Raw genomic sequence first — 19417 nt, forward strand, 5'->3', positions numbered from 1 at the left:
TTCAGTAGCTGCCCCAAACATAAAGAATGCCTTAATTGGCCCTGTTCTTCATCGTTGAGGTTGTTGGTTGACAGTTCTTCGATGAATTAACCATCAGATGATGGGGTGGTGGTCGAATGCTGTCGGCGCAGTGCGACATCTTCGCCGTTCAAGCCTTGGCCACCGTACCGGCGCGATCGACCTGCGCCTCCGGGCGGCTGTCGGTGGTGGCGTAGTAGGGCTTGATGTCGAGGAGCGGCGTGCCGTCGATGCAATCGAGCCCGCGCACGCGCACAGTGCCGTCCTCGATGCCCAGAAGCTCGACTACCGAGAGCGCGATCGGGTTCGGGCGGGCGGGCGAGCGCAGCGAGAAGGTGCCGCGGCTGCCCTCGGCGTGGCGCGGATGCTGGCGCACGAGGTCGCGGGCGGCCCGGTCCATCCAGTAGAGCACGATCAGGTGGGTCGCCCCGTTCACGTTCTGGAGGCCGGGGCGGTAGGGCGCATCGACCTCCAATGTGCAGACCGCGTCGGTCTGGCGCCCGTTCTTCGGGCACTCGGCTCGGGCGAGCCAGGGCGTGCGGACCCGGCCGATGAAGTAGAGCCCGGCATCGTAACTCTCGGGGAGTTCGACCGTCTCCTCGCCGGGGCGGCGTTCGGCTTGCTCGTGCATCCCGTCTCCTCGCATCCGTGCTGAACTGGCTTGCCCGCCGCTGCGCTGGCGCCGATGTAGAGGCCCACACCACTGAGGGGGAGGGCGCATGGTCAGCGACGAGTTGCGGCCGATGGAGGCGATTGCCGATCCGGAGGAGGCCGTGGAGCGGCTGGAGGCGCTGCATGCGGGCGCGACGCGGGCGCTCCAGACGGCGCTCGCCCGCTACCTCGACACCCGCGAGCCGCCGAGCCCGGCCGAGCGGCTGCAATTCCGCTATCCCGAACTGCGCCTGACCTACCAGCCCGCCGGGCCGCTGCCGCGGCTCGAGCGGGCGACCGCCAAGTTCCAGGCGCCGGGGGTCTATTCGACCACCCTGACCCAGCCGGGCTATTTCCGCGCCTACCTGCTGGAGCAGCTTCGCCCGCTGGTGCGCGATTACGGCGCGGCGATCGAGGTCGGGCTCTCGGCCCAGGAGATTCCCTACCCCTACGTGGTCGAGCCCGGCACCGATCTCGGCGGCAGCGGCGTCAGCGCGAGTGACCTCGCCGCCCTGTTCCCGGTGCCCCTGCTCTCGGTGGTCGGCGACGAGGTCGCCGACGGCCTATGGCGGGAGGAGCCCGGCGAGCCGCGCCCGCTCGCCCTGTTCGACGGCATCCGCACCGATTACTCGCTGCGCCGCCTCGTCCATTATACGGGCTCGGACTGGAGCGAGATCCAGCCCTGGATCCTGCTCACCAACTACCACCGCTACGTCCACAACTTCGTCCGCCACGCCCTCGACCGGCTGGCGGCGGGCGAGGGGGAACGGCTCGTCCTGCCGGGCGGCGTGGTGGTGCGCCAAGGGGATGCCGCGGGCGCCGACCCGGAGGCGCTGATCGCCGCCTCCCCCTGGCACCGCTTCCAGATGCCGGCCTACCATCTCGTCTCCCGCGGGGCCGACGGGGCGCCGCAAGGCACGACGCTGGTCAACATCGGCGTCGGCCCCTCCAACGCCAAGACCATCACCGACCATCTCGCGGTTTTGCGCCCGCATTGCTGGCTGATGGTCGGCCATTGCGGCGGGCTTCGCCAGTCGCAGACCATCGGCGACTACGTGCTGGCGCATGGCTATCTCCGCCGCGACCGCATCCTCGACGACCTCGTGCCGCCCGACATTCCGGTGCCGGCTTTGGCCGAGGTTCAGATCGCCCTGCAATCGGCCGCCGCCGCGGTGACCGGCGAGCGGGCCGAGGCCCTGAAGCGGCGTCTGCGCACCGGCACGGTCGTGACCTACGACGACCGCAACTGGGAGCTTCGCTTCAGCCAGGAGCGGCGGCCGATCAACCTGTCGCGGGCCATCGCCGTCGACATGGAGAGCGGCACCATCGCGGCTCAGGGCTTTCGCCTGCGGGTGCCCTACGGGACTTTGCTCTGCGTCTCCGACAAGCCGCTCCACGGCGAAATCAAGCTGCCGGGCTCGGCCAGCGCCTTCTACGAGCGGGCGGTGGCGGAACATCTCGAGATCGGGCTCGCCACCCTCGACACACTGCGCGCCGACCGGGCCGGGCTGCACTCGCGCAAGCTCCGGAGTTTCGACGAGCCGCCGTTCCGGTAAGGGGCGGCTCGAAGGCTTCGGTTGATCGCCCCGGCATCGCGCGCATCTCCTCTCCCCGCATGCGGGGAGAGGAGATGCGGCGGTCTTCGATGCGATCAGGCCGCCCGCACGGTCGCCAGGAAGCGCCCGACCTCCGCGCGCAGCTGCTCGGACTGGCGCGAGAGTTCACCCGCCGCGCCCAGCACCTGCGCCGCCGCGGCACCCGTCTCCTCCGCCGCGCCCGCGACGCCGGTGATGTTGCCGGTGACCTCGGAAGCGCCGGCCGAGGCCTGGGCCACGTTGCGGACGATCTCCTGCGTCGCCGCCCCTTGCTCCTCCACCGCCGCGGCGATGGAAGAGGCCACCGCGTCGATGTCGCGGATGCGCGTCGCGATGCCGCCGATGGCCGTGACCGCCTGACCGGTCGCGCCCTGGATGCGGCCGATCTGCTGCGAGATTTCTTCCGTCGCCCGCGCGGTCTGCGTCGCGAGTTCCTTCACTTCCGCGGCCACCACCGCGAAGCCGCGACCGGCCTCGCCCGCGCGCGCCGCCTCGATGGTGGCGTTCAAGGCCAGAAGATTGGTCTGACCGGCGATCGAGGAGATCAGGCCGACTACGTCGCCGATGCGGGCCACCGCCCCGTCGAGTTCCTGCACCAGGGCCGAGGTGTTGCCCGATTCCGCGACTGCCGCCTGGGCGAGGTCGGCGGAGCTCGACACCTGCCGGCCGATCTCGGCGACCGAGGCGCCGAGTTCTTCCGCGGCCGCCGCGACGGTGTTGACGTTGGCGGCGGCCTCTTCCGCGGCGGCCGCGACGGTTCCGGCCTGGCTCGCGGTCTCGGTCGCCGTCGCGGTCATGGTCGAGGCGGTGGCCTGAAGCTCGGTGGCCGACGACGACACCATGCCGACGATGCTGCCCACCGCCCGCTCGAAGCCGTCGGCGAGTTCGATCATCGTGCGCTTGCGCTCGGCGGCGGCCGCCGCGTCGGCGATGTGGCGCAGCTCCGCCTCCTCGGCGGCCTTGCGGGCGACCATGTCCTTGATCCGCTCGACGGCTTGGCCGACCTGCCCGATCTCGTCGCCGCGGCGCGCCTCGGGCAGGTCCGCGTCGATCTCGCCCTGCGCCATCCGCCGCAGCACGCCGACGAGGCGCCCGAGCGGGCGGGTGATGCCGAACACTACGATGGCGGCGGCGAGCGCGAGGGCGAGCAGCAGGGCCAGCCCCGAGCCCGCGATCAGGATCGTCTTGGTGCGCGCCGTCTCGCCGAGCGCCGCCTGCTTCTCGGCCTGCATCTCCTCGCTGATCGTCTTGATCCGTGTGTCCACCATCTCGCGCAGCTTGGCGCGGGCGGGCGAGGCCTCCTCCTGGGCGATCTTCATCGCCGCGGCGGCCTCGTTGCGCAGGCCAAGATCGGTCGAGCGGCTCAGGATGCCGAAGAAGGACTGCGCCGACTGGAGCATCGCCCGATTGGTGGCCATGCGCTGCGGCTCGTCGGAGAGGTCGATCAGCCGGTTGATTGATCCGTAGGCCGCCTGGATCGCCGCATCCTGGCGCGCCTTGTAGGTGCTCATCTTCGAGCCGTCGGTCTCGATGATGATGTTGCGGTTCTGGATCGTCGCCTCGGTGATGGCGATCTGCGTCTTCAGGATGTTCTCCTGGCGCGCCGTCTGGATGTCGGTCAGGTGGCGGGTCTGTTCGCCGAGGCTGTCGAGCGTCCGGCTGGCATAGATGACGGAGCCGATCGACGTCGCGACGAGGAGGCCGAGCGGCAGGGCGACCTTCAGGAGAATGCGGGTGTTGGCGACAAGCTTCACGGGCGTGGCCTCAGGGATCACACGGATGTTAGGCGAGAATTATTCACTTGGGTTAAGTTCGACTTACGGGCGGCCGCTTTCGGCGCCCCTCCTCGGGTCGAAACGGCCGCCGCCGCTCACCGCTCCCGCTGCCACAGGCCGGCCCGCTCGGCGCGGGCCTGATCTTCCGCCTCGACGAGGTCGGGCGGCGCGTCCTCGGTGGCGCGCGCCCCGCCCGCGGTGACGATGAGCGCCGCGAGGTCGTCGCCGTCGAGGCGGCAGCGCATCTCGGCATCGCCCGAGCACACCACCTCGCGCCGCCGCAGGTAGCGGGCGAGCTGGCGGGCGAGCGCGCCCCGCTCGCCGACGACGCCGAGCAGCCGCACCGTGCGTCCGCGGATCGACAGCGTGCCGGTATCGACCACCTCCGGCACGCCGCGCACCTCCGGCCCGGCGTTGGTCGGGATCGAGGCAGGGGGCGTGGGCGGTGGCGGCGGGGCGACCGCGTTCGCCGCAACAGTCTCGCCGCGTGCCGCCGACGGCGTCGGGCGTTTGCGCCCCTTCAGCACCTTCTGAGCACGCTCGACGAAGTCGTGGAACACGCGGGCCGGGATGTCGCCGCCGGTGACCTTGTTCATCGGCGCATTGTCGTCGTTGCCGACCCAGACGCCGACGATCATGTCCGGCGTCAGCCCGACGAACCACGCATCGCGAAAGTCCTGGCTGGTGCCGGTCTTGCCGCCGACCGCGACGCCGTTGACCCGCGCGGCCTTGCCGGTGCCCGAATCCACCACCGCCTGGAGCGAGTCGAGGATCATGGTCTGCACCTGCGCGTCCATCGCCGCCCCCGGCTTCGGCGCGCTGCGCTGGTAGAGCGGCTGCGGCGGCCCGCCCTTCACGGCGCGCACGAGATAGGGCTCGACCGGCACGCCCGGCCCGAGCACCCCGGCATAGGCGCGGGTCATGTCGGTCAGCGTCACGTCGGCGGAGCCGAGTGCAAGGCTCGGCACGTTGGGCAGGTCGGTCTGCACCCCGAGCCGGCGCGCCTCGGCGATGACGGCCGGCATGCCGACCTCGTCGCCGAGCTGCGCTGCGATGGTGTTGACCGAGAGCGCGAAGGCGGAGCGCAGCGGCAGCGCCCCGCGGAAGCGGTTGTTGGAGTTCTGCGGCTCCCACTCGCCGATCTGGGTCGGGCGATCGACCAGCACGCTGTCGGGGAAATAGCCCTTCTGGTAGGCCGCGAGGTAGACGAACAGCTTGAACAGCGAGCCCGCTTGCCGCTTGGCCTGGGTCGCGCGGTTGAACTGGCTGTCCTCGTAGTCGCGCCCGCCCACCATCGCGAGCACGGCGCCGTCGGGCGCCAGCGCCACGAGTGCCCCCTGGCTCACCTTCTTCTTCGCCCCTTCCGCATCGAGACGGCGGGCGAGCACGCCCTCGGCGAGGCTCTGGAGATCGAGGTTGAGGGTCGAGCGCACGGTGACGTCGCCGGTCTCCGTCGTCAGGCGGCGCACGTCGGCCTGGAGCGCGTCGAGATAGTAGTTGGTGCCCGGCGGCGTCTCGGAGGGCGTGTGGAGCGTGAGCTTCTCCTTGCGTGCCTTGTCGGCCTCCGCCTGGCTGATCGCGCCGGTCTCGACCATCGCCTGGAGCACGAGGTCGGCCCGCTCCTTGGCGCCGCCGAAGTTGCGGGTGGGGGCGAGCTGCGAGGGCGCCCGCACGAGGCCCGCCAGCATCGCGGCCTCGGGGAGCGTCAGCCCCTGCGCGCCGTGGCCGAAATAGCGCCGCGCCGCCGCGTCCGCCCCGTAGGCGCCCGCGCCGAAATAGGCGGTGTTGAGATAGCCGACGAGGATTTCCGGCTTCGACAGCGTGCTCTCCAGGCGGAGCGCCAGGAACGCCTCCTGGATCTTGCGCCGGAGCGTCTTCTCCTGATTGAGCGAGGTCAGGCGGGCATATTGCTGCGTGATGGTCGAGCCGCCCTCGCGCACGCCGCCGCCGGTGGCGTTGCGCCAGAGCGCGCGAAAAAGCCCGCGCGGGTCGATGCCCCAGTGGCTGTAGAAGCGCCGGTCCTCGATCGCCACGATGGCCTCGGCGAGCCGCGGCGGCAGGGTCTTTTCCGTGAGCTTCTCGCCCTGGAAGACGCCGCGGGTGGCGAAGGTGCGGCCGTCGTCGGCCTCGACCACCAGCGCCCGCTGCCCGGCCTCCGGCGCCACCCCGCCGAGCGGCGGCAGCGTCGCGAAGGCGGCGAGCACGTAAGCCCCAAGCACCACCACGGGGACCAGAACGGCGAAGATCGCCAAAGCGAGGGCGGGCCGGCGGCGCAGGCGGGTGAGGAAGCCGGCGCGGGCCGGGGCCGGCTCGGGGGCGGCCGTCGGCACCGGTGTCGGTGCAGGTCCGCGCTCGCGCCGAAGCGCCGGGCCGGCCGCGTTGGCCGTCCGCTGCGCCGCGTCGCGGCTCTGCTGCCACAGGCTGCGCCCGGCGCTGCCGGCCAGCCGCCCGAGTTGGCGGGCGAGCAGGCCCGCGGTCCGCGCCGCCTCGCGGGCGGCGTCCTGCGCGTCGTTGCGCCCGCGTCCCGCGCCGTCGGGGTTGTCCGGTCCCTGCGCCGTCATCGAGACCCGTTCACGCCCGTTCGCTCCGCCCGCTCAGTGACTTCCCGGAGCGACCTTAGCGGAGGGGGCGGGCTTCGGGCTACGGCCGCGGACGCCGCGATCGCGAAGGCACGGACCGGGTGGCCGGAAGGACACGGCCGAGCGGTCTTCGTTGCCCTCGTGGCGTTGCGACATCGCCCGAGCGGAACCGGGAGGCCGATTCGATGAAGGCGGTGCCGCTGGCGCTGCTCTCGAAGACCGCCAAATCCGGCAGGCTTGCGCCGGCCGGACGTTGGGCTTTCATTGGATGCGCGGGTATCGGCGCGATCAGCCGGACGCCGTTACTGGATCGTCCGCGTCGTGAGCCCCGGCGCCACCGCGCCGTCGAGCCGGAGGCGGGCGTCGAGGATCGGGGTGTCAGCGACCGCCTGCTCCTGCGTCTGGCCGGCGAGTTCGGCGATGGCCTGGTACTGGCTCATGCGCTGGTCGATCATGCCGTCGAGCCGCTCGTGCACCTCGGCGACCGTCAGGCTGCGGCGCTTGCCGCCGGCCTTGGCCGTGAAGATCGAGCGGTTGGCCCGCGCGGCGCGGCCAAAGACCTTCTGGGCGACCTTGTCCGGATCGTCGGCGCTGAGCGACAGGAACTTGCCCGCGCTGGCCGTGCCGAGGAAGTGGGCGAGGTAGAGTTCGGTGGTCTTGAGCGCCCGGCCGATCCGGGCCTCGATGCGGGCGCGGTCGCGCTTGATCAGCTCGCCCGCCATCAGGCCGGAGACGAACGGGTCGTTGCGCAACGCCAGCACCCGCTTGCGCATTCCGGCGTCGGAAATCGTGATGCCGCCGCCATGGCCCTTCACCGCGGCGGCCTCCGCCTCCAGCCCGTAGCGGGCGCCGTAGGTGCGGATCATCTCCAGCCACGTGCCGGTGACGAACTGGAACAACCCCTGCGCCGAGGAGGCGGAGGACTTCACGTCGGTGTCGAAGCTGGATTCCTTGTCGGCGAGCGCCATCATGTAGACCGGATCGACGCCGGTGGCCTCGGAGGCCCGAACGATGGTGGCCACGAGATCGCGCGGCACGCTCATGTCGCCGAAGCGCAGCACGTCGTCGTCGCCGTCGCGGGGGGCGCCCATCGCGCCCTGCACCCGAGCGGCCGGGGTCGATACGGTGTCGTCCTGACCGAGGAGGGCGGAGCCGCCCCATTCGGGCTCGGCGTCGGCGGGGCGGAGGTCGGCGCGAACCAGCGCCGGGATCGAGGTGGTGATCGCGCTCTCGTAGGCGTCCGCGGCGCGCGGAGCGGAGAGCAGGGCGAGACCCGCGAAGAGAGCGAGCGAGAGGCGGGCGGCGGAACCCGCCCGAGAGGTGGCGCGGCCGGTGACCGCGTCTGCGCTGGCGAGCGACCCGCAAGGCACGAGTCGGCTCACGTCGTCGGCGCAGAGCGCCGGCTCCGGGTAAACCCCCATCGGTCTTCCTTTTTTGCCTCGGCGTTCTTTTCGGCCGGGCTTCTTTTGACGGCGGAGTGTTTCACCGCCGGGTGTGACCACAATGGGACCACCCCGTGATCCAAACGTGGTCGCGTTAATGGGACGTTAAGCGACTGTGTTTACGATGTTTTAACGATTTCGCGCCGCGGCCCGCGACATCGCCCTGCGTCAAACAAGGCAGGTCCGTCTCCGGAACGCACTAGCTAGGCCACAGTTGTCATGGGCTGCGCGGTCACCAGTTAGGGCTCATCCTAAGGCGCCTGCGCCACCACAGCAGAAAGTCGGGTTCATGGGCATTCAGACCGGTCGACGCGTCGGAGTGGCGTTCGTCGGCATGGGCGGTGCGGTCGCCACGACCGCCATCGCCGGCATCGAGACGATCAAGTCGGGCTCGAACCGTCTGGACGGCCTGCCGCTCGCGGGCGTGCCCGTGCCGGGCATGGCCGATTACAAGGATCTCGTCTTCGGCGGCTGGGACCTGAACGGCGACGACCTCGCCTCCGCCGCCACCGGCCACGGCGTGCTGTCCAACCAGGACATCGAGAACGGCGCCCAGGCGCTCAAGGGCATCACCCCCTGGCCCGCCGTCGGTTCGGCCAAGTTCTGCAAGAACATCGACGGCGGAAACCGCATCGTCGCCAAGGACCACCGCGAGGCCGTCTCGGTCATCGCCAACGACCTCAACCGCTTCCGCAAGGAGAGCAACCTCGACGACGTCGTGGTCGTGAACCTCGCCTCGACCGAGCGCTGGCCCGACCTGTCCGCGGCGACGCTCAACTCGGCCGACGCCTTCGAGAAGGGCCTGGATTCGAGCGACGAGTCGATCTCGCCCGCGATGCTCTATGCCTATGCGGCGATCAAGAGCGGCGTGCCCTACGCCAACTTCACCCCGTCCGTCGCCGCCGACGTGCCGGCGCTCATGGAACTCGCCCGCGAACTGAACGTCCCGGTCGCCGGCAAGGACGGCAAGACCGGCCAGACCATGATGAAGACGGTGCTGGCCCCGGCCCTGAAGGCCCGCTCGCTCCACGTCGACGGCTGGTTCTCGACCAACATCCTCGGCAACCGCGACGGTCTGGCGCTCAACGACAAGGACTCGCTCCAGTCGAAGCTCAACACCAAGGGCACGGTGCTCGACTCGATCCTCGGCTATCCGGTCGAGGACCATCTGGTCCACATCCACTATTACCGCCCGCGCGGCGACGACAAGGAAGCCTGGGACAACATCGACGTCACCGGCTTCATGGGCCAGCGGATGCAGATCAAGGTCAACTTCCTCTGCAAGGACTCGATCCTGGCCGCCCCGCTCGTGATCGAGATCGCCCGCGTTCTCGACCTCGCCAAGACCCGCGGCGACGGTGGCGTGCAGGAGCAGCTCTCGACCTTCTTCAAGGCGCCGATGGTCAAGAACGGCCACGGCCCGGAGCACGATTTCGGCAAGCAGCAGCGGATGCTGTTCGACTGGCTGGGCGTGCACTGAGGAAGCCTCGCCCATGGCGGGTTTCTCCGAGACCGGTCCCGCGGCGCCCCTGGCGCTGCGGGACCTCCTGGTCGAGCTCGGCGACCTGAAGCGCGTCCGCTCGGCCGGCTGCGACGGCTCCATCGCCGAGCGGCTGTTCGCGCAAGGGTGGTCGGCGCTCGTCGGCGGCACGTCGCCTGAGACGGTCGCCCTCGACATCACCGCCAAGGCGCTCGCCGCCGCGCGGCTCTGCGACCTCGACGCGGCCTTTCTCGCCGCCGTCGGCTTGGAGGATGCCCAAGCCTCCGCCATCCTCGTGGCGGGGCTCGATGCGGTCACCGAGTCGGTCGATCCGGCGCTCCGCGAGCAGTTGCGGGAGGCCCTGCGCCATCCGGCCGAACTCCGGGCCGGCCCGGTGCCGGGCTTCATCGGCGCGCTGGCACAGCAGCCGCGGGCGGGCGTCACCTGTCCGGGCAAGCCGCGCATCCTGTTGGAGCCGCCGGAGAACCATGCCGAGCATTGCCTCGTCGTGGCTATCTACGGCGTCCTGCTCAGTCCGTTCTACCGGGCCGACCCGACGACGGTGTTCCTCGCCGCGATGGCGCACCACTTCCACAATGCCGCGATGCCGGATGCCGGCTTCACCGGCGAGATGCTGCTCGGCGACCATCTCTGGCCGATCGTCGCGCGCTGCTCGGAATGGGCGCTGGACGAGCTGGACCAGCCGCTCCGCGAGACCGTGCGCTCCGCCCGCGCGGTGCTGCCCGACGACGCGACCGCGGAGGGGCGCGCCTTCCACGCCGCCGACTCGATCGACCGCATCCTGCAGATCGCCCAGCACCTGCGGGCGGCCTCGCTGACCATGGACACGGTGCTCGGCGAGATGGAACTGGTCCATGCGGGACCGGTGAAGGCTTTCCAGGATCGCGTGCTGACCGATATGCGGATTCCGTGACACAGAACGCGCTCCGGCTCACCCGGTCATGATTCCCTTCGATCTGCTCTCGCCCGAGACCGGCCATCGGCTGAAGCCCGACGGCGCGCATGCCCTGCGCGACGTCGAGACCGGCCAGCGTTGGCCGGTGATCGACGGCATCCCGTATCTTCGCACCGGACGCGAGCGGCTGGTGAAGATCGTGAATGAGGCCCTCGACGCCGACCGCGCGGACGAGGCGCTGATCCTGCTGCTCGCCGATCAGGACGATTGGTGGACCGGCCCGCCCGCCGACCCGGACGACCTGCGCCGGCTGGTGGCCGAGCGCGCGACCACGACCCTGCGCGGGGCGGTCGATCTCCTCGGCTGGGGCCGCGTCGGCGACTACTTCGTCAACCGCTGGTCGGACCCGACCTATCTCGCGGGCTTGAGCCTGCTGGAGGCCCACTGGAACGCGCCGGCCTGCGCGTTCGAGCTCGCCTGCGGCATCGGCCATTACCTGCGCGAACTGCGCCGCCGCGGCGTCAAGGTCGCGGGCGGCGACGTGGTGTTCGCCAAGCTCTGGGTCGCCAGCCACTGGGTCGTCGGCGACAAGGCCCAGTTCGTCTGCTTCGACGCGTCCTCGCCCCACTGGCCGATCGCCGAGGCGCCGGTCGATCTCGTGATCTGCAACGATGCCTTCTACTTCCTCGACGACAAGCCCGGCGTGCTCGCCTGCCTGCGCAAGACCGCGGGCGACGAGGGCTGGCTCGCCATCAGCCACATCCACAACAGCGGCCGTCCCGGCTTCTCCGCCGGCAAGGCGATCTCGTCCGCCGAAGTGGAGGAGCTGTTTCCCGACGCCCTAGTCTACGACGACGCCGAATTGACCCGCGCCCTCGTCGAGGCCCGCGCGCCGCAGCCGCAGGAGCCTGGCCATCTCAAGACCTGCGAGGCCTTCTCGGTGGTCGCCGGCCCCGGCATGCGCCCGGCCCCGCGCGCGGTGATCGACGGCATCACCCTGCCGCCGGCCGATGCGAAGCTCCACCTCAACCCACTCTACGTCCCCGAGGACGGCGGTTTCGCCATCCGCTGGCCGTCCGACCGCTACGAGGCGGAATACGCGAACCAAGCCACCTATCCGCTGCATTCGCAGGGCCCGCAGGCCATCGCCTGGGAGGGCAAGCCCGACGCGCCCGAGGTCGAGCGGGTGCGGCGGCGCGAATATGTCGATCTGCCGGAGCGCTGGTGATGGCGAAACCCATCGGCTGGGGCATCGTCGGCTACGGCTGGGTCGCCCGCGACTACATGGCGCCGGGCATCCGCGCCGCCGGACATCGCCTCGTCGCCGTGGCCGATCCGGGCGAGGCGTCGCGCGCGGCGGCCGAGGCCGAGGGCGCCCGCGCCCATGCGGAATTGGCCGGCCTGATCGCCGAGCCGGAGGTCGAGGCGGTCTACGTCGCGACGCCGAACCATCTCCACCGCGGCGCCGTCGAGGCGTTGTGTGCGGCCGGCAAGGCGGTGCTCTGCGAGAAGCCGATGGCGGCGACGCTCTCCGACGCCGAGGCTATGGCGGCGGCTGTGCGCAAGTCCGGCGCCTTCTACGGCACCGCCTTCGACCAGCGCCACCACCCCGGCCACGCGGCGCTGCGGGCGGCGATCCGTGACGGCCGCATCGGCACCGTGACGGCGATCCGCATCGTCTACGCTTGCTGGCTCGACCGGGCCTGGACCTCGTTTCAGGGTCAGCCGAACTGGCGCATCGACCCGGCCCAGGCGGGGGGCGGCGCCCTGATGGATCTCGCGCCCCACGGGCTCGACCTCGTCGATTTTCTCCTCGGCGAGCCCCTCGTCGAGATCGCCGCCATGACCCAGGCGCGCGCCCAGGATTACGCGGTCGATGACGGCGCCTTGCTGATCGGCCGCACCGAGGGCGGGGCGCTCGCTCAGCTCAACGTCGCCTACAATTGCCCCGACGCCCTGCCGCGCCGCCGCCTCGAAGTGGTCGGCACGGGCGGCCTGCTCACGGCCATCGACACGATGGGCCAGACCGCGGGCGGCTCCGTGACCTTCACCGACGGTGCGACCGGCATGAGCCAGCCGATCCCCTTCGACACGGACGCCTCGCCCTTCCTCGAACAGGTGCGCGCCTTCGGACGCGCCCTGCGCGAGCCGGCCCTGCGCGCCGCCTGGGACGCCGAGCGCGACCTTCACACCATGCGCCTGATCGCCCGCGCCTACGCGGCGGCCGGCACGCCCGCGGGCCGCGACGCGGCCTGAAGGCAACAAAGAGAGGAGACCGGCCCTTCCAACCCAACCCCCTCATCCTGAGGTGCTGAGCGAAAGCTCAGCCTCGAAGGAGGGCTCCAGAACGCGCTGCGGGTACTGGAGCCCTCCTTCGAGGCTGCTGCGCAGCACCTCAGGATGAGGGCGGTGGGTGGGATGAAACGGTCCTAAGATCGGAACGGACATGACCGAGACCCTCGACCGGGACGACCGCGCCCGCCACGCGACGCTCGCCGCGCCCCGCGCCTATCGCCGCGGTGGCCCGCGCGTCATCGAAGGCCTGCCCGAGCGGCTGCCCGAGCCGGTGCGGGCCTATCTCGACGTGCTGCCCGAGGGCCGCGTCGTCGGCTTCAACCTCGCGGGGCTCGACCGCACCGGCATCCCGGTCTGGTTCGTGGCTTTGTTCCTCGACGATCCGTTCTATGTCGGCGCGATGCCGTCCGGCATCGGCTACGGCGCTACCGACGACGAGGCGCTGATCGGCGCGGTCGCCGAGATCGCCGAGAACCTGATGCCCTCGGTCGCCCTGCTGCCGCGCCTGCGGGCACGCGGCGGCGACAACGAGGACGAGCGCTCCTACCACGACCTCGTCGGCGTCTACGGTGCGAAGTCCGTGGTCGATCCGCTGACGCTCGGCCTGCCCGCCGGCTCACCCGTGGACCGCGACACCCCGCTCGACTGGACCCGCGCCGTGCGGGCGCGGACGGGCGAATCCGTCTGGGCGCCCCTCGATGTCGCCGCGACCGACTATTTCGAGCTGCGCCAGGGCTACCAGCCCTTCACCAACATCATCACCAACGGGCTGGGCGCCGGCCCGGACGTGGCGTTCGCGCTGGGCCACGGCCTGCTCGAAATGCTCCAGCGCGACGGCAACGGCCTGCTGTTCCGGGCGCTGGACCAGGGCGTGATGCTCGATCTCGACGGGATCGGCCCCGAGACCCGCGCCATGCTCGACCGGTTGGAGGGCCTCGGCATCCGGGCGCTGCCGAAATTCGCCACCGACGAATTCGGCATGACCAACCTCTACGTCGTCGGCTACGACGAGGACCCGGCCCGCACGCCAGCCCCCATCGCCCTGTCGGCCTGCGGCGAGGCCTGCGACCCCGACCGCGAGCGGGCGCTTCGCAAGGCGCTCTTGGAATTCCAGGCCGCGCGGGTGCGAAAAACCTTCGGGCACGGCCCCCTGGCGCTCGCCGACACGGTGGCGCCCCCCGGCTACGTCGAGGCCTTCATTCAGAAGGCGCTGCCGAGCCTCGATCTGGAAGAGAGCCGCGCGCTCCAGGCCATGCTCGCCTGGATCGACATGAAGCCCGCGGAACTCCGCGGCGTGCTCAGCGAGACGGTCTACGCCGAGCGCAGCACCAAGGCGTTCACGGAGCTGCCGACCACGCCCGCCCCCGACGGCCATGCGCGCGGAAAGATCGCCCGCGAGCGGCTGGAAGAGGCCGGGTTCGACGTGCTCTACGTCGATTGCTCGCCCCCCGGGGGCGGCATCGGCGTGGTCAAGGCGATCGTGCCGGAGCTCGAGGTCGAGACCATGAGCTATTACCGGATCGGCGAGCGCAACACGAAGAAGCTGATCGAGCGCGACCACCCGCTGATCCGCTTCGGCCAGCCCACCGACACGCTGCTGCCCGTGCGCCTCACGCCCGAGGCGCTGGAGCGCTTCGGCGGTCAGCCGCTCTTCGACACGGCGCTCGCGGAAAGAATCGTCGGCTCGCACTATCCGCTCTACCGCGAGCCGGAATCGCACCACGCCCCGTTCCGCTACGAGCGCCAGGGCCGCCGCGCCGACCGGAGGCCGGCATGACGCTGCGCTTCGCCTACAACACCAACGGCACCGCCAACCACCGCATCGAGGACGCGATCCGCCTCATCAAGGATGCCGGCTACGACGGCGTCGCGCTGACGCTCGACATCCACCATCTCGACCCCTTCGCCGATACTTGGGTGGTTGAGGCCGACCGCATCGCCAGCATCCTGAGCCGCCTCGAACTCGGCTCGGTGATCGAGACCGGCGCCCGCTTCCTGCTCGACCCCACCGCCAAACACGAGCCGACGCTGGTGACGGCGGACGCGACGGGCCGCGCCCGGCGGATCGGCTTCCTCAAGCGGGCGATCGAGATCGGCAAGATCCTGAATGCCGAGGCGGTCTCGTTCTGGGCCGGCGTGCCGAAGCCCGGCGTCGATCACGACGAGGCGCGCGGATGGTTGATCGAGGGCTTGCGGGAGGTCGCCGACTTCGCCGCGGAGAAGGGCGTCGTGGCCGCGTTGGAGCCCGAACCCGGCATGCTGATCGAGACGCTGGACGACTTCGCCGGCCTCGACATCCCCGGCCTGCATCTTGCCCTCGACACCGGCCACTGCCTCGTCACCCAGGAGCGCGACCCGGCCGCGGCGGTCCACGAATTCGCCCCCCGGATCGGCACGGTGGCGATTGAGGACATGAAGCGGGGCGAGCACATCCACCTGCCCTTCGGCGAGGGCGACATGGACGTGCCGGCCGTGCTCGACGCCCTCGACGCGATCGACTTCCAAAAGCTCGTCTGCGTGGAGCTGTCGCGCGATTCGCACCGGGCCGACGTGATGGTGGGCCAAGCCCTCAACTTCCTGCGCACCTGCCGCCGCCCCGGCCCCGGCCTGCCCCGGCCGGACGAGACGCCCCGCGAGACCCCCGTTCCGGGACTGCCCAACACATGAGAATCTGCTTCGTCAGCCGCCGCTACTTCCCGGCGATCTCTGGCATGAGCGTCTACGCGCAGAACCTCCTGCGCGAGGTCGCGGGGGCCGGGCACGACGTCACCATGATCTCGCAGTATCGCGGCGATGAATTCGGCACGCGGGTCTATGGCGGCGGCCCGCCCCCCTCGGTGCCGGGCGTCCACGTCATCGGCCTGGAGCAGCGCGGCGAGCAGGAAAACGGCGATTTCGAGCGCGACATCGACGAGATGATCGCCACCATCGAAGCCGAGCACGCGAAACAGCCGTTCGACGTGCTGCACGCGCAGTACGGCTACCCGACCGGCTGGGCCGTGCTGGTGGCCGGCAAGCGGCTTGGCCTGCCGACGGTGGTGTCGATCCAGGGCGGCGACGGCCACTGGGTCGGCTCCTGCTGCGAGACCCACCGGGTCGCGATGGTCGAGGTGCTGGCCCACGCCAACGCCCTGCTGATCGGCGGCCCGTCCTTCGTCGGTGAGGTCTGCGACCGGCTGGGCTCCGACCCCGCCCGCTTCACCATCGTGCCGGGCGCCGTCGACACCGCCCGCTTTACGCCAGGCGAACGCTTCGAGGTCGAGCGCCAGGACGAGGAGCCGGTGCGCCTCTTCTATCACGGCCGCGTCGACCGCCGGAAAGGCGTGCTCGACTTCCTCGACGCCCTGGAGCGGATGTGGGAGGCCGGCCAGCCCTTCGACGCCACCATCTCCGGCATCGGCCCGGACGTGGACGCCGCCCGCGCGCGCGCGGAAGCCATCGGCTTCACCTCGCATCAGGTCCGGTTCACGGGCTATGCCGATTACGACACCGTGCCGGACCTCTACCGGCAGGCCGACGTGTTCGTCTCGCCGACCTACGCCGAGGGTTTTTCCAACACGATTCTCGAAGCGATGGCCTCGGGGTTGGCGGTGGTCTCGACCCATTCGGTCGGCGTCTCGGACTGCCTGCGCGACGGCGAGAACGGCCTGCTTGTGAACCCTGGCGACGTGTCGGCGCTGGCGAAAGCCCTCGGCCGCGTGGTCGAGGACGACGACCTCCGCAACCGCCTCGCCCGCGACGGGCTGGAGGAATGCCGCCGGGTCTATTCGTGGACGGCCGTGGGGCGTCAGATCATGGATGTCTATGCCGAGGTCGCCGGGAAGAAGCCCCACACGGACTTTCCCGACGCACTGCCCTACGATCCGTCCTGCCGCTTCCGCGCCGAGCCGCACCTGCTCTGATGCCGACCGCCCTCGCCATTTCGCCCCATCTCGACGACGCCGCCTTCTCCGCCGGCGGCACGCTGGCGCGGCTGGCAGCAGGCGGTTGGCAGGTCGTGATGGCGACGGTGTTCACCGCCTCGGTGGCCGACCCGCAGGGCTTCGCGCTGGCCTGTCAGCTCGACAAGGGGCTCTCGGCGGAGGTCGATTACATGGCCCTGCGCCGGTCCGAGGATTCTGTGGCGGCCGAGGCGCTCGGCATCGAGCCCCCGGTCCATCTCCCGTTCCGCGAGGCGCCCCATCGCGGCTACGCATTGGCCCCCGAGCTGTTCGCGGAGCTGCGCCCCGACGACATGGTCGGCCTCAACCTCGCCGACGCCTTCGAGCGCCTGATGACCGACACGCGGCCCGATCTGATCCTCGCGCCGCAGGCGGTCGGCGGCCATGTCGATCACGTCCAGGTCGTGCGTGCCTTCCGCGGCGCCCAGCCGCCGCTCCCGGTGCTGTGGTGGCGCGATTTTCCCTACACCGTGCGCGACGCGCAGCCGAAGGAGCCGCTGCGGCACCTGTTCGCGTCTTGCCCTGAGCGGACGGTCCGCCTCGGTGCCGAAGCCGAGCGGCGCAAGGCCGAGGCCTGCGCGGCCTATGCCTCGCAGATCGGGTTTCAGTTCGGTGGGGCGGAGGGGTTGAGGGCGCGGCTCGGGGCGGAGGAGGGGATCGAGCGATTCCGGGTCCAGGGGCGGTTGCCCGACGGGATTCTGGACTGATTCAGCTTCCGGTCGATCCGTCCCGTATGCGCCGGGTTCCCCTCTCCCCGCGTGCGGGGCGAGGGGATGCGCGGGTGACCGGATGAACAATCAGACAGCGCCCGCCGCCCCCAAAAGCCTCGCCGATCCGGCCGCCCTCGAAGCCCGCCGCGCCCTGCTCGGCGCCCCTCACATCGCCCCCCTGCGCGCTCTCGCCCAACGGATTGCGACAGACCGCGGCGCCCCCGTGCCCGATCCCGACCCCCTCGACGGCGGCGTCGCGGCGCGCCTCCTGCTGCTCCTCGAAACCCCCGGCCCTTCGATCGGCCGCACCGGCTTCGTCTCCCGCGACAACGCCACCGGCACGGCGGCGAACCTCTTTCGCTTCCTCGCCGAAGCCGGCATCGCGCGGGGCGACACGCTGATCTGGAACGCCATCCCCTGGGTGATCCACGCAGCCGGCGCCCGCAACCGCGCCCCGCGGCGCGCCGAGGCCAATGCCGCCGCGCCGTACTTCGCCCCGCTGCTCGCGCTGCTGCCGCGGCTTGCCGTCGTGGTGCCGGCCGGGCGCTTCGCCGCGCAGGCGGCAGCACCCCTGGCCGAACTCCGGCCCGACCTGCCGGTGATTCCGGTGCCGCATCCGAGCCCGACCTATGTCTGCACGGCGCCCGACGTGCGCGAACGCATCCTGTCCGGCCTTCGCAAGGCCGCGGTCCGGCTCGCCGCACAAGGATGACATCGATCGGCGATGCCCCCGCGACTGCGGGGCGGGGCGTCTGCCGGACGTGGGTGATCGCGGCCTTCGGTCGTGATCACCGCAACCCGGGAAAGGCGCAGGGCGGAACTGCATCGTGGGCTGCTCGCTGGCCTTTGACGGGCTTTGACCCTAAATGCGCCGAGGCGGGCATGCAGGGCACCCGCTCGGGTCGCGACGCGCGCCGACGGCGCGGAGGCGGGCGATCAGCGGAGGCGTGCGCCGATCTCAGATGAATTTTGCCGGAAAGCATAAGCCGGCGGCGAAGGCCGCACCGGCCGAGGCCGCCTCAGACGGCGCGGCCGCCACGCCGAAGGTGAAGCGCGGCCCCTACGCTTGGTTCGGCACGCTGGCGAGCGTCATCCTCATCCTCGCCTCGCTGTTCGTGCTGTGGAAGCTCTCGGAAGAGATCACCTGGGCCGAGCTGCAGAAGGCCTTCACCGAGGTCACCAACCGCCAGCTCGCCGAGGCGTTCGGGATGGTGGCGGTGAGCTACCTGTTCCTCACCTGCTACGATGCGCTGGCGCTCCGCCAACTCCGGCTCAAGGTGCCCTACCGGACGACGGCGCTCGCCTCGTTCACGAGCTACGCGGTGAGCTTCACCCTCGGCTTCCCGCTCATCACCGCGGCGACGATCCGCTACTGGATCTACTCCAAGCGCGGCCTCTCGGCGGCCAAGATCGCGGCGCTGACCGTGATCGCGGGCTTCACCTTCTGGCTCGGCATGGGCGTGGTGCTGGGCCTCAGTCTCATCATCGAGGCGGGGCAGCTCGCGAGCCTGACCTTCCAGAGCATCGGCGTGAACACGACGGTGCGGCTCAACCAGATCCTCGGCTTCGGCGCGCTGGGCTCGGTGCTCGGCTACATCGCCTGGGTCTCGGTGAAGCGCCGCTACATCACCGTGCGCCAGTGGCAGTTGGAGCTGCCCGGCGCGACCGTCTCGTTCAGCCAGATGCTGGTCGGCATCGGCGATGTCTGCGCCGCGGCCGCCGTGCTCTACGTGCTCATGCCCGAGGGCATGTCGCTCGGCTTCACCACCTTCCTGGCGATCTACGTGCTCGCCGCGATGCTCGGCATCGCCTCGAACGCGCCCGGCGGCCTCGGCGTGTTCGAGGCCACCATCCTGATCGCCCTGTCCTACCTGCCCCGCGACGAGGTGCTGGGCTCGCTGCTGCTGTTCCGCATCTGCTACTACCTCGTGCCCTTCATCCTGGCGCTGCTGATGCTCGGCACCTACGAGGGCCTGTCGCGGCTGCGCCGCCGCCGGGCGGCGAACGACCCGTGA

General features: G+C 70.8%; 15 protein-coding genes. 11 read left to right on the forward strand and 4 right to left on the reverse strand.

All coding sequences use genetic code 11. From position 1 onward, the window contains the following. Window positions 1-148: 148 nt before the first annotated feature. Window positions 149-649, reverse strand: a complete 501-nt coding sequence (gene tsaA, locus ASG52_RS23595; RefSeq protein ID WP_056248623.1) for a tRNA (N6-threonylcarbamoyladenosine(37)-N6)-methyltransferase TrmO — start codon at window positions 647-649, stop codon at window positions 149-151. A gap of 88 nt (window positions 650-737) precedes the next feature. Between tsaA and ASG52_RS23600 the strand changes: the two genes are divergently transcribed. Beyond that, a complete protein-coding gene (locus ASG52_RS23600) occupies window positions 738-2225 on the forward strand; it encodes an AMP nucleosidase (protein WP_056248626.1) in 1488 nt (495 codons plus the stop codon). Between the two features lie 95 nt (window positions 2226-2320). Here ASG52_RS23600 and ASG52_RS23605 read toward each other — a convergent pair whose 3' ends face one another. The 3 genes from ASG52_RS23605 to ASG52_RS23615 all read right to left on the reverse strand — a co-directional run bounded on the left by ASG52_RS23605 (window position 2321) and on the right by ASG52_RS23615 (window position 8039). After that, the gene (locus ASG52_RS23605; protein ID WP_056248629.1) at window positions 2321-4018 is read right to left on the reverse strand and encodes a methyl-accepting chemotaxis protein; all 1698 of its coding nucleotides are present in this window, start codon (window positions 4016-4018) and stop codon (window positions 2321-2323) included. 116 nt (window positions 4019-4134) lie between these two features. Continuing rightward, the gene (locus tag ASG52_RS23610; protein ID WP_056248631.1) at window positions 4135-6600 is read right to left on the reverse strand and encodes a PBP1A family penicillin-binding protein; all 2466 of its coding nucleotides are present in this window, start codon (window positions 6598-6600) and stop codon (window positions 4135-4137) included. A 320-nt stretch (window positions 6601-6920) separates the two neighbouring features. After that, window positions 6921-8039 carry a transglycosylase SLT domain-containing protein gene (locus ASG52_RS23615; protein WP_056248635.1) on the reverse strand — a complete coding sequence of 373 codons (1119 nt, stop codon included), beginning with the start codon at window positions 8037-8039 and terminating at the stop codon, window positions 6921-6923. A gap of 310 nt (window positions 8040-8349) precedes the next feature. Between ASG52_RS23615 and ASG52_RS23620 the strand changes: the two genes are divergently transcribed. From ASG52_RS23620 to ASG52_RS23665, 10 genes are all read left to right on the forward strand, one after another. Further along, window positions 8350-9540, forward strand: coding sequence for an inositol-3-phosphate synthase (locus tag ASG52_RS23620; RefSeq protein WP_056248639.1), 1191 nt, complete (start codon window positions 8350-8352; stop codon window positions 9538-9540). A 13-nt stretch (window positions 9541-9553) separates the two neighbouring features. Then, complete coding sequence (locus ASG52_RS23625; RefSeq protein ID WP_056248642.1) at window positions 9554-10474, forward strand: HD domain-containing protein; 921 nt, start codon at window positions 9554-9556, stop codon at window positions 10472-10474. A gap of 28 nt (window positions 10475-10502) precedes the next feature. Next, entirely contained in the window at window positions 10503-11684 is a 1182-nt protein-coding gene (locus tag ASG52_RS23630) for a class I SAM-dependent methyltransferase (protein ID WP_056248646.1), read from the forward strand. Continuing rightward, window positions 11684-12712 carry a Gfo/Idh/MocA family protein gene (locus ASG52_RS23635; RefSeq protein WP_056248647.1) on the forward strand — a complete coding sequence of 343 codons (1029 nt, stop codon included), beginning with the start codon at window positions 11684-11686 and terminating at the stop codon, window positions 12710-12712. The genes ASG52_RS23630 and ASG52_RS23635 overlap by 1 nt, the downstream gene beginning before the upstream one ends. A 190-nt stretch (window positions 12713-12902) precedes the next feature. After that, window positions 12903-14528, forward strand: a complete 1626-nt coding sequence (locus tag ASG52_RS23640) for a YcaO-like family protein (protein ID WP_056248650.1) — start codon at window positions 12903-12905, stop codon at window positions 14526-14528. Then, window positions 14525-15418, forward strand: coding sequence for a sugar phosphate isomerase/epimerase family protein (locus ASG52_RS23645; protein WP_056248653.1), 894 nt, complete (start codon window positions 14525-14527; stop codon window positions 15416-15418). Before ASG52_RS23640 ends, ASG52_RS23645 begins: the two co-directional genes overlap by 4 nt. Then, window positions 15415-16653 (forward strand): glycosyltransferase family 4 protein, encoded by a 1239-nt coding sequence (locus ASG52_RS23650; protein ID WP_056248654.1) that lies wholly within the window; start codon window positions 15415-15417, stop codon window positions 16651-16653. Before ASG52_RS23645 ends, ASG52_RS23650 begins: the two co-directional genes overlap by 4 nt. Then, window positions 16650-17399, forward strand: coding sequence for a PIG-L deacetylase family protein (locus ASG52_RS23655; protein WP_156384105.1), 750 nt, complete (start codon window positions 16650-16652; stop codon window positions 17397-17399). The genes ASG52_RS23650 and ASG52_RS23655 overlap by 4 nt, the downstream gene beginning before the upstream one ends. Window positions 17400-17481: 82 nt before the next feature. Next, window positions 17482-18114 (forward strand): uracil-DNA glycosylase, encoded by a 633-nt coding sequence (locus ASG52_RS23660; protein WP_056248660.1) that lies wholly within the window; start codon window positions 17482-17484, stop codon window positions 18112-18114. Between the two features lie 250 nt (window positions 18115-18364). After that, window positions 18365-19417 carry a lysylphosphatidylglycerol synthase domain-containing protein gene (locus ASG52_RS23665; RefSeq protein WP_056248664.1) on the forward strand — a complete coding sequence of 351 codons (1053 nt, stop codon included), beginning with the start codon at window positions 18365-18367 and terminating at the stop codon, window positions 19415-19417.

The organism is Methylobacterium sp. Leaf456, assembly GCF_001425465.1.
Taxonomy (GTDB): Bacteria; Pseudomonadota; Alphaproteobacteria; order Rhizobiales; family Beijerinckiaceae; genus Methylobacterium.

Bases quoted from the DNA above. Each gene is read 5' to 3' on its own strand.
- tsaA (WP_056248623.1), bottom strand. From the start codon at position 649: ATGCACGAGCAAGCCGAACGCCGCCCCGGCGAGGAGACGGTCGAACTC.
- ASG52_RS23600 (WP_056248626.1), top strand. From the start codon at position 738: ATGGTCAGCGACGAGTTGCGGCCGATGGAGGCGATTGCCGATCCGGAG.
- ASG52_RS23610 (WP_056248631.1), bottom strand. From the start codon at position 6,600: ATGACGGCGCAGGGACCGGACAACCCCGACGGCGCGGGACGCGGGCGC.
- ASG52_RS23615 (WP_056248635.1), bottom strand. From the start codon at position 8,039: ATGGGGGTTTACCCGGAGCCGGCGCTCTGCGCCGACGACGTGAGCCGA.
- ASG52_RS23620 (WP_056248639.1), top strand. From the start codon at position 8,350: ATGGGCATTCAGACCGGTCGACGCGTCGGAGTGGCGTTCGTCGGCATG.
- ASG52_RS23625 (WP_056248642.1), top strand. From the start codon at position 9,554: ATGGCGGGTTTCTCCGAGACCGGTCCCGCGGCGCCCCTGGCGCTGCGG.
- ASG52_RS23630 (WP_056248646.1), top strand. From the start codon at position 10,503: ATGATTCCCTTCGATCTGCTCTCGCCCGAGACCGGCCATCGGCTGAAG.
- ASG52_RS23635 (WP_056248647.1), top strand. From the start codon at position 11,684: ATGGCGAAACCCATCGGCTGGGGCATCGTCGGCTACGGCTGGGTCGCC.
- ASG52_RS23640 (WP_056248650.1), top strand. From the start codon at position 12,903: ATGACCGAGACCCTCGACCGGGACGACCGCGCCCGCCACGCGACGCTC.
- ASG52_RS23645 (WP_056248653.1), top strand. From the start codon at position 14,525: ATGACGCTGCGCTTCGCCTACAACACCAACGGCACCGCCAACCACCGC.
- ASG52_RS23650 (WP_056248654.1), top strand. From the start codon at position 15,415: ATGAGAATCTGCTTCGTCAGCCGCCGCTACTTCCCGGCGATCTCTGGC.
- ASG52_RS23660 (WP_056248660.1), top strand. From the start codon at position 17,482: ATGAACAATCAGACAGCGCCCGCCGCCCCCAAAAGCCTCGCCGATCCG.
- ASG52_RS23665 (WP_056248664.1), top strand. From the start codon at position 18,365: ATGAATTTTGCCGGAAAGCATAAGCCGGCGGCGAAGGCCGCACCGGCC.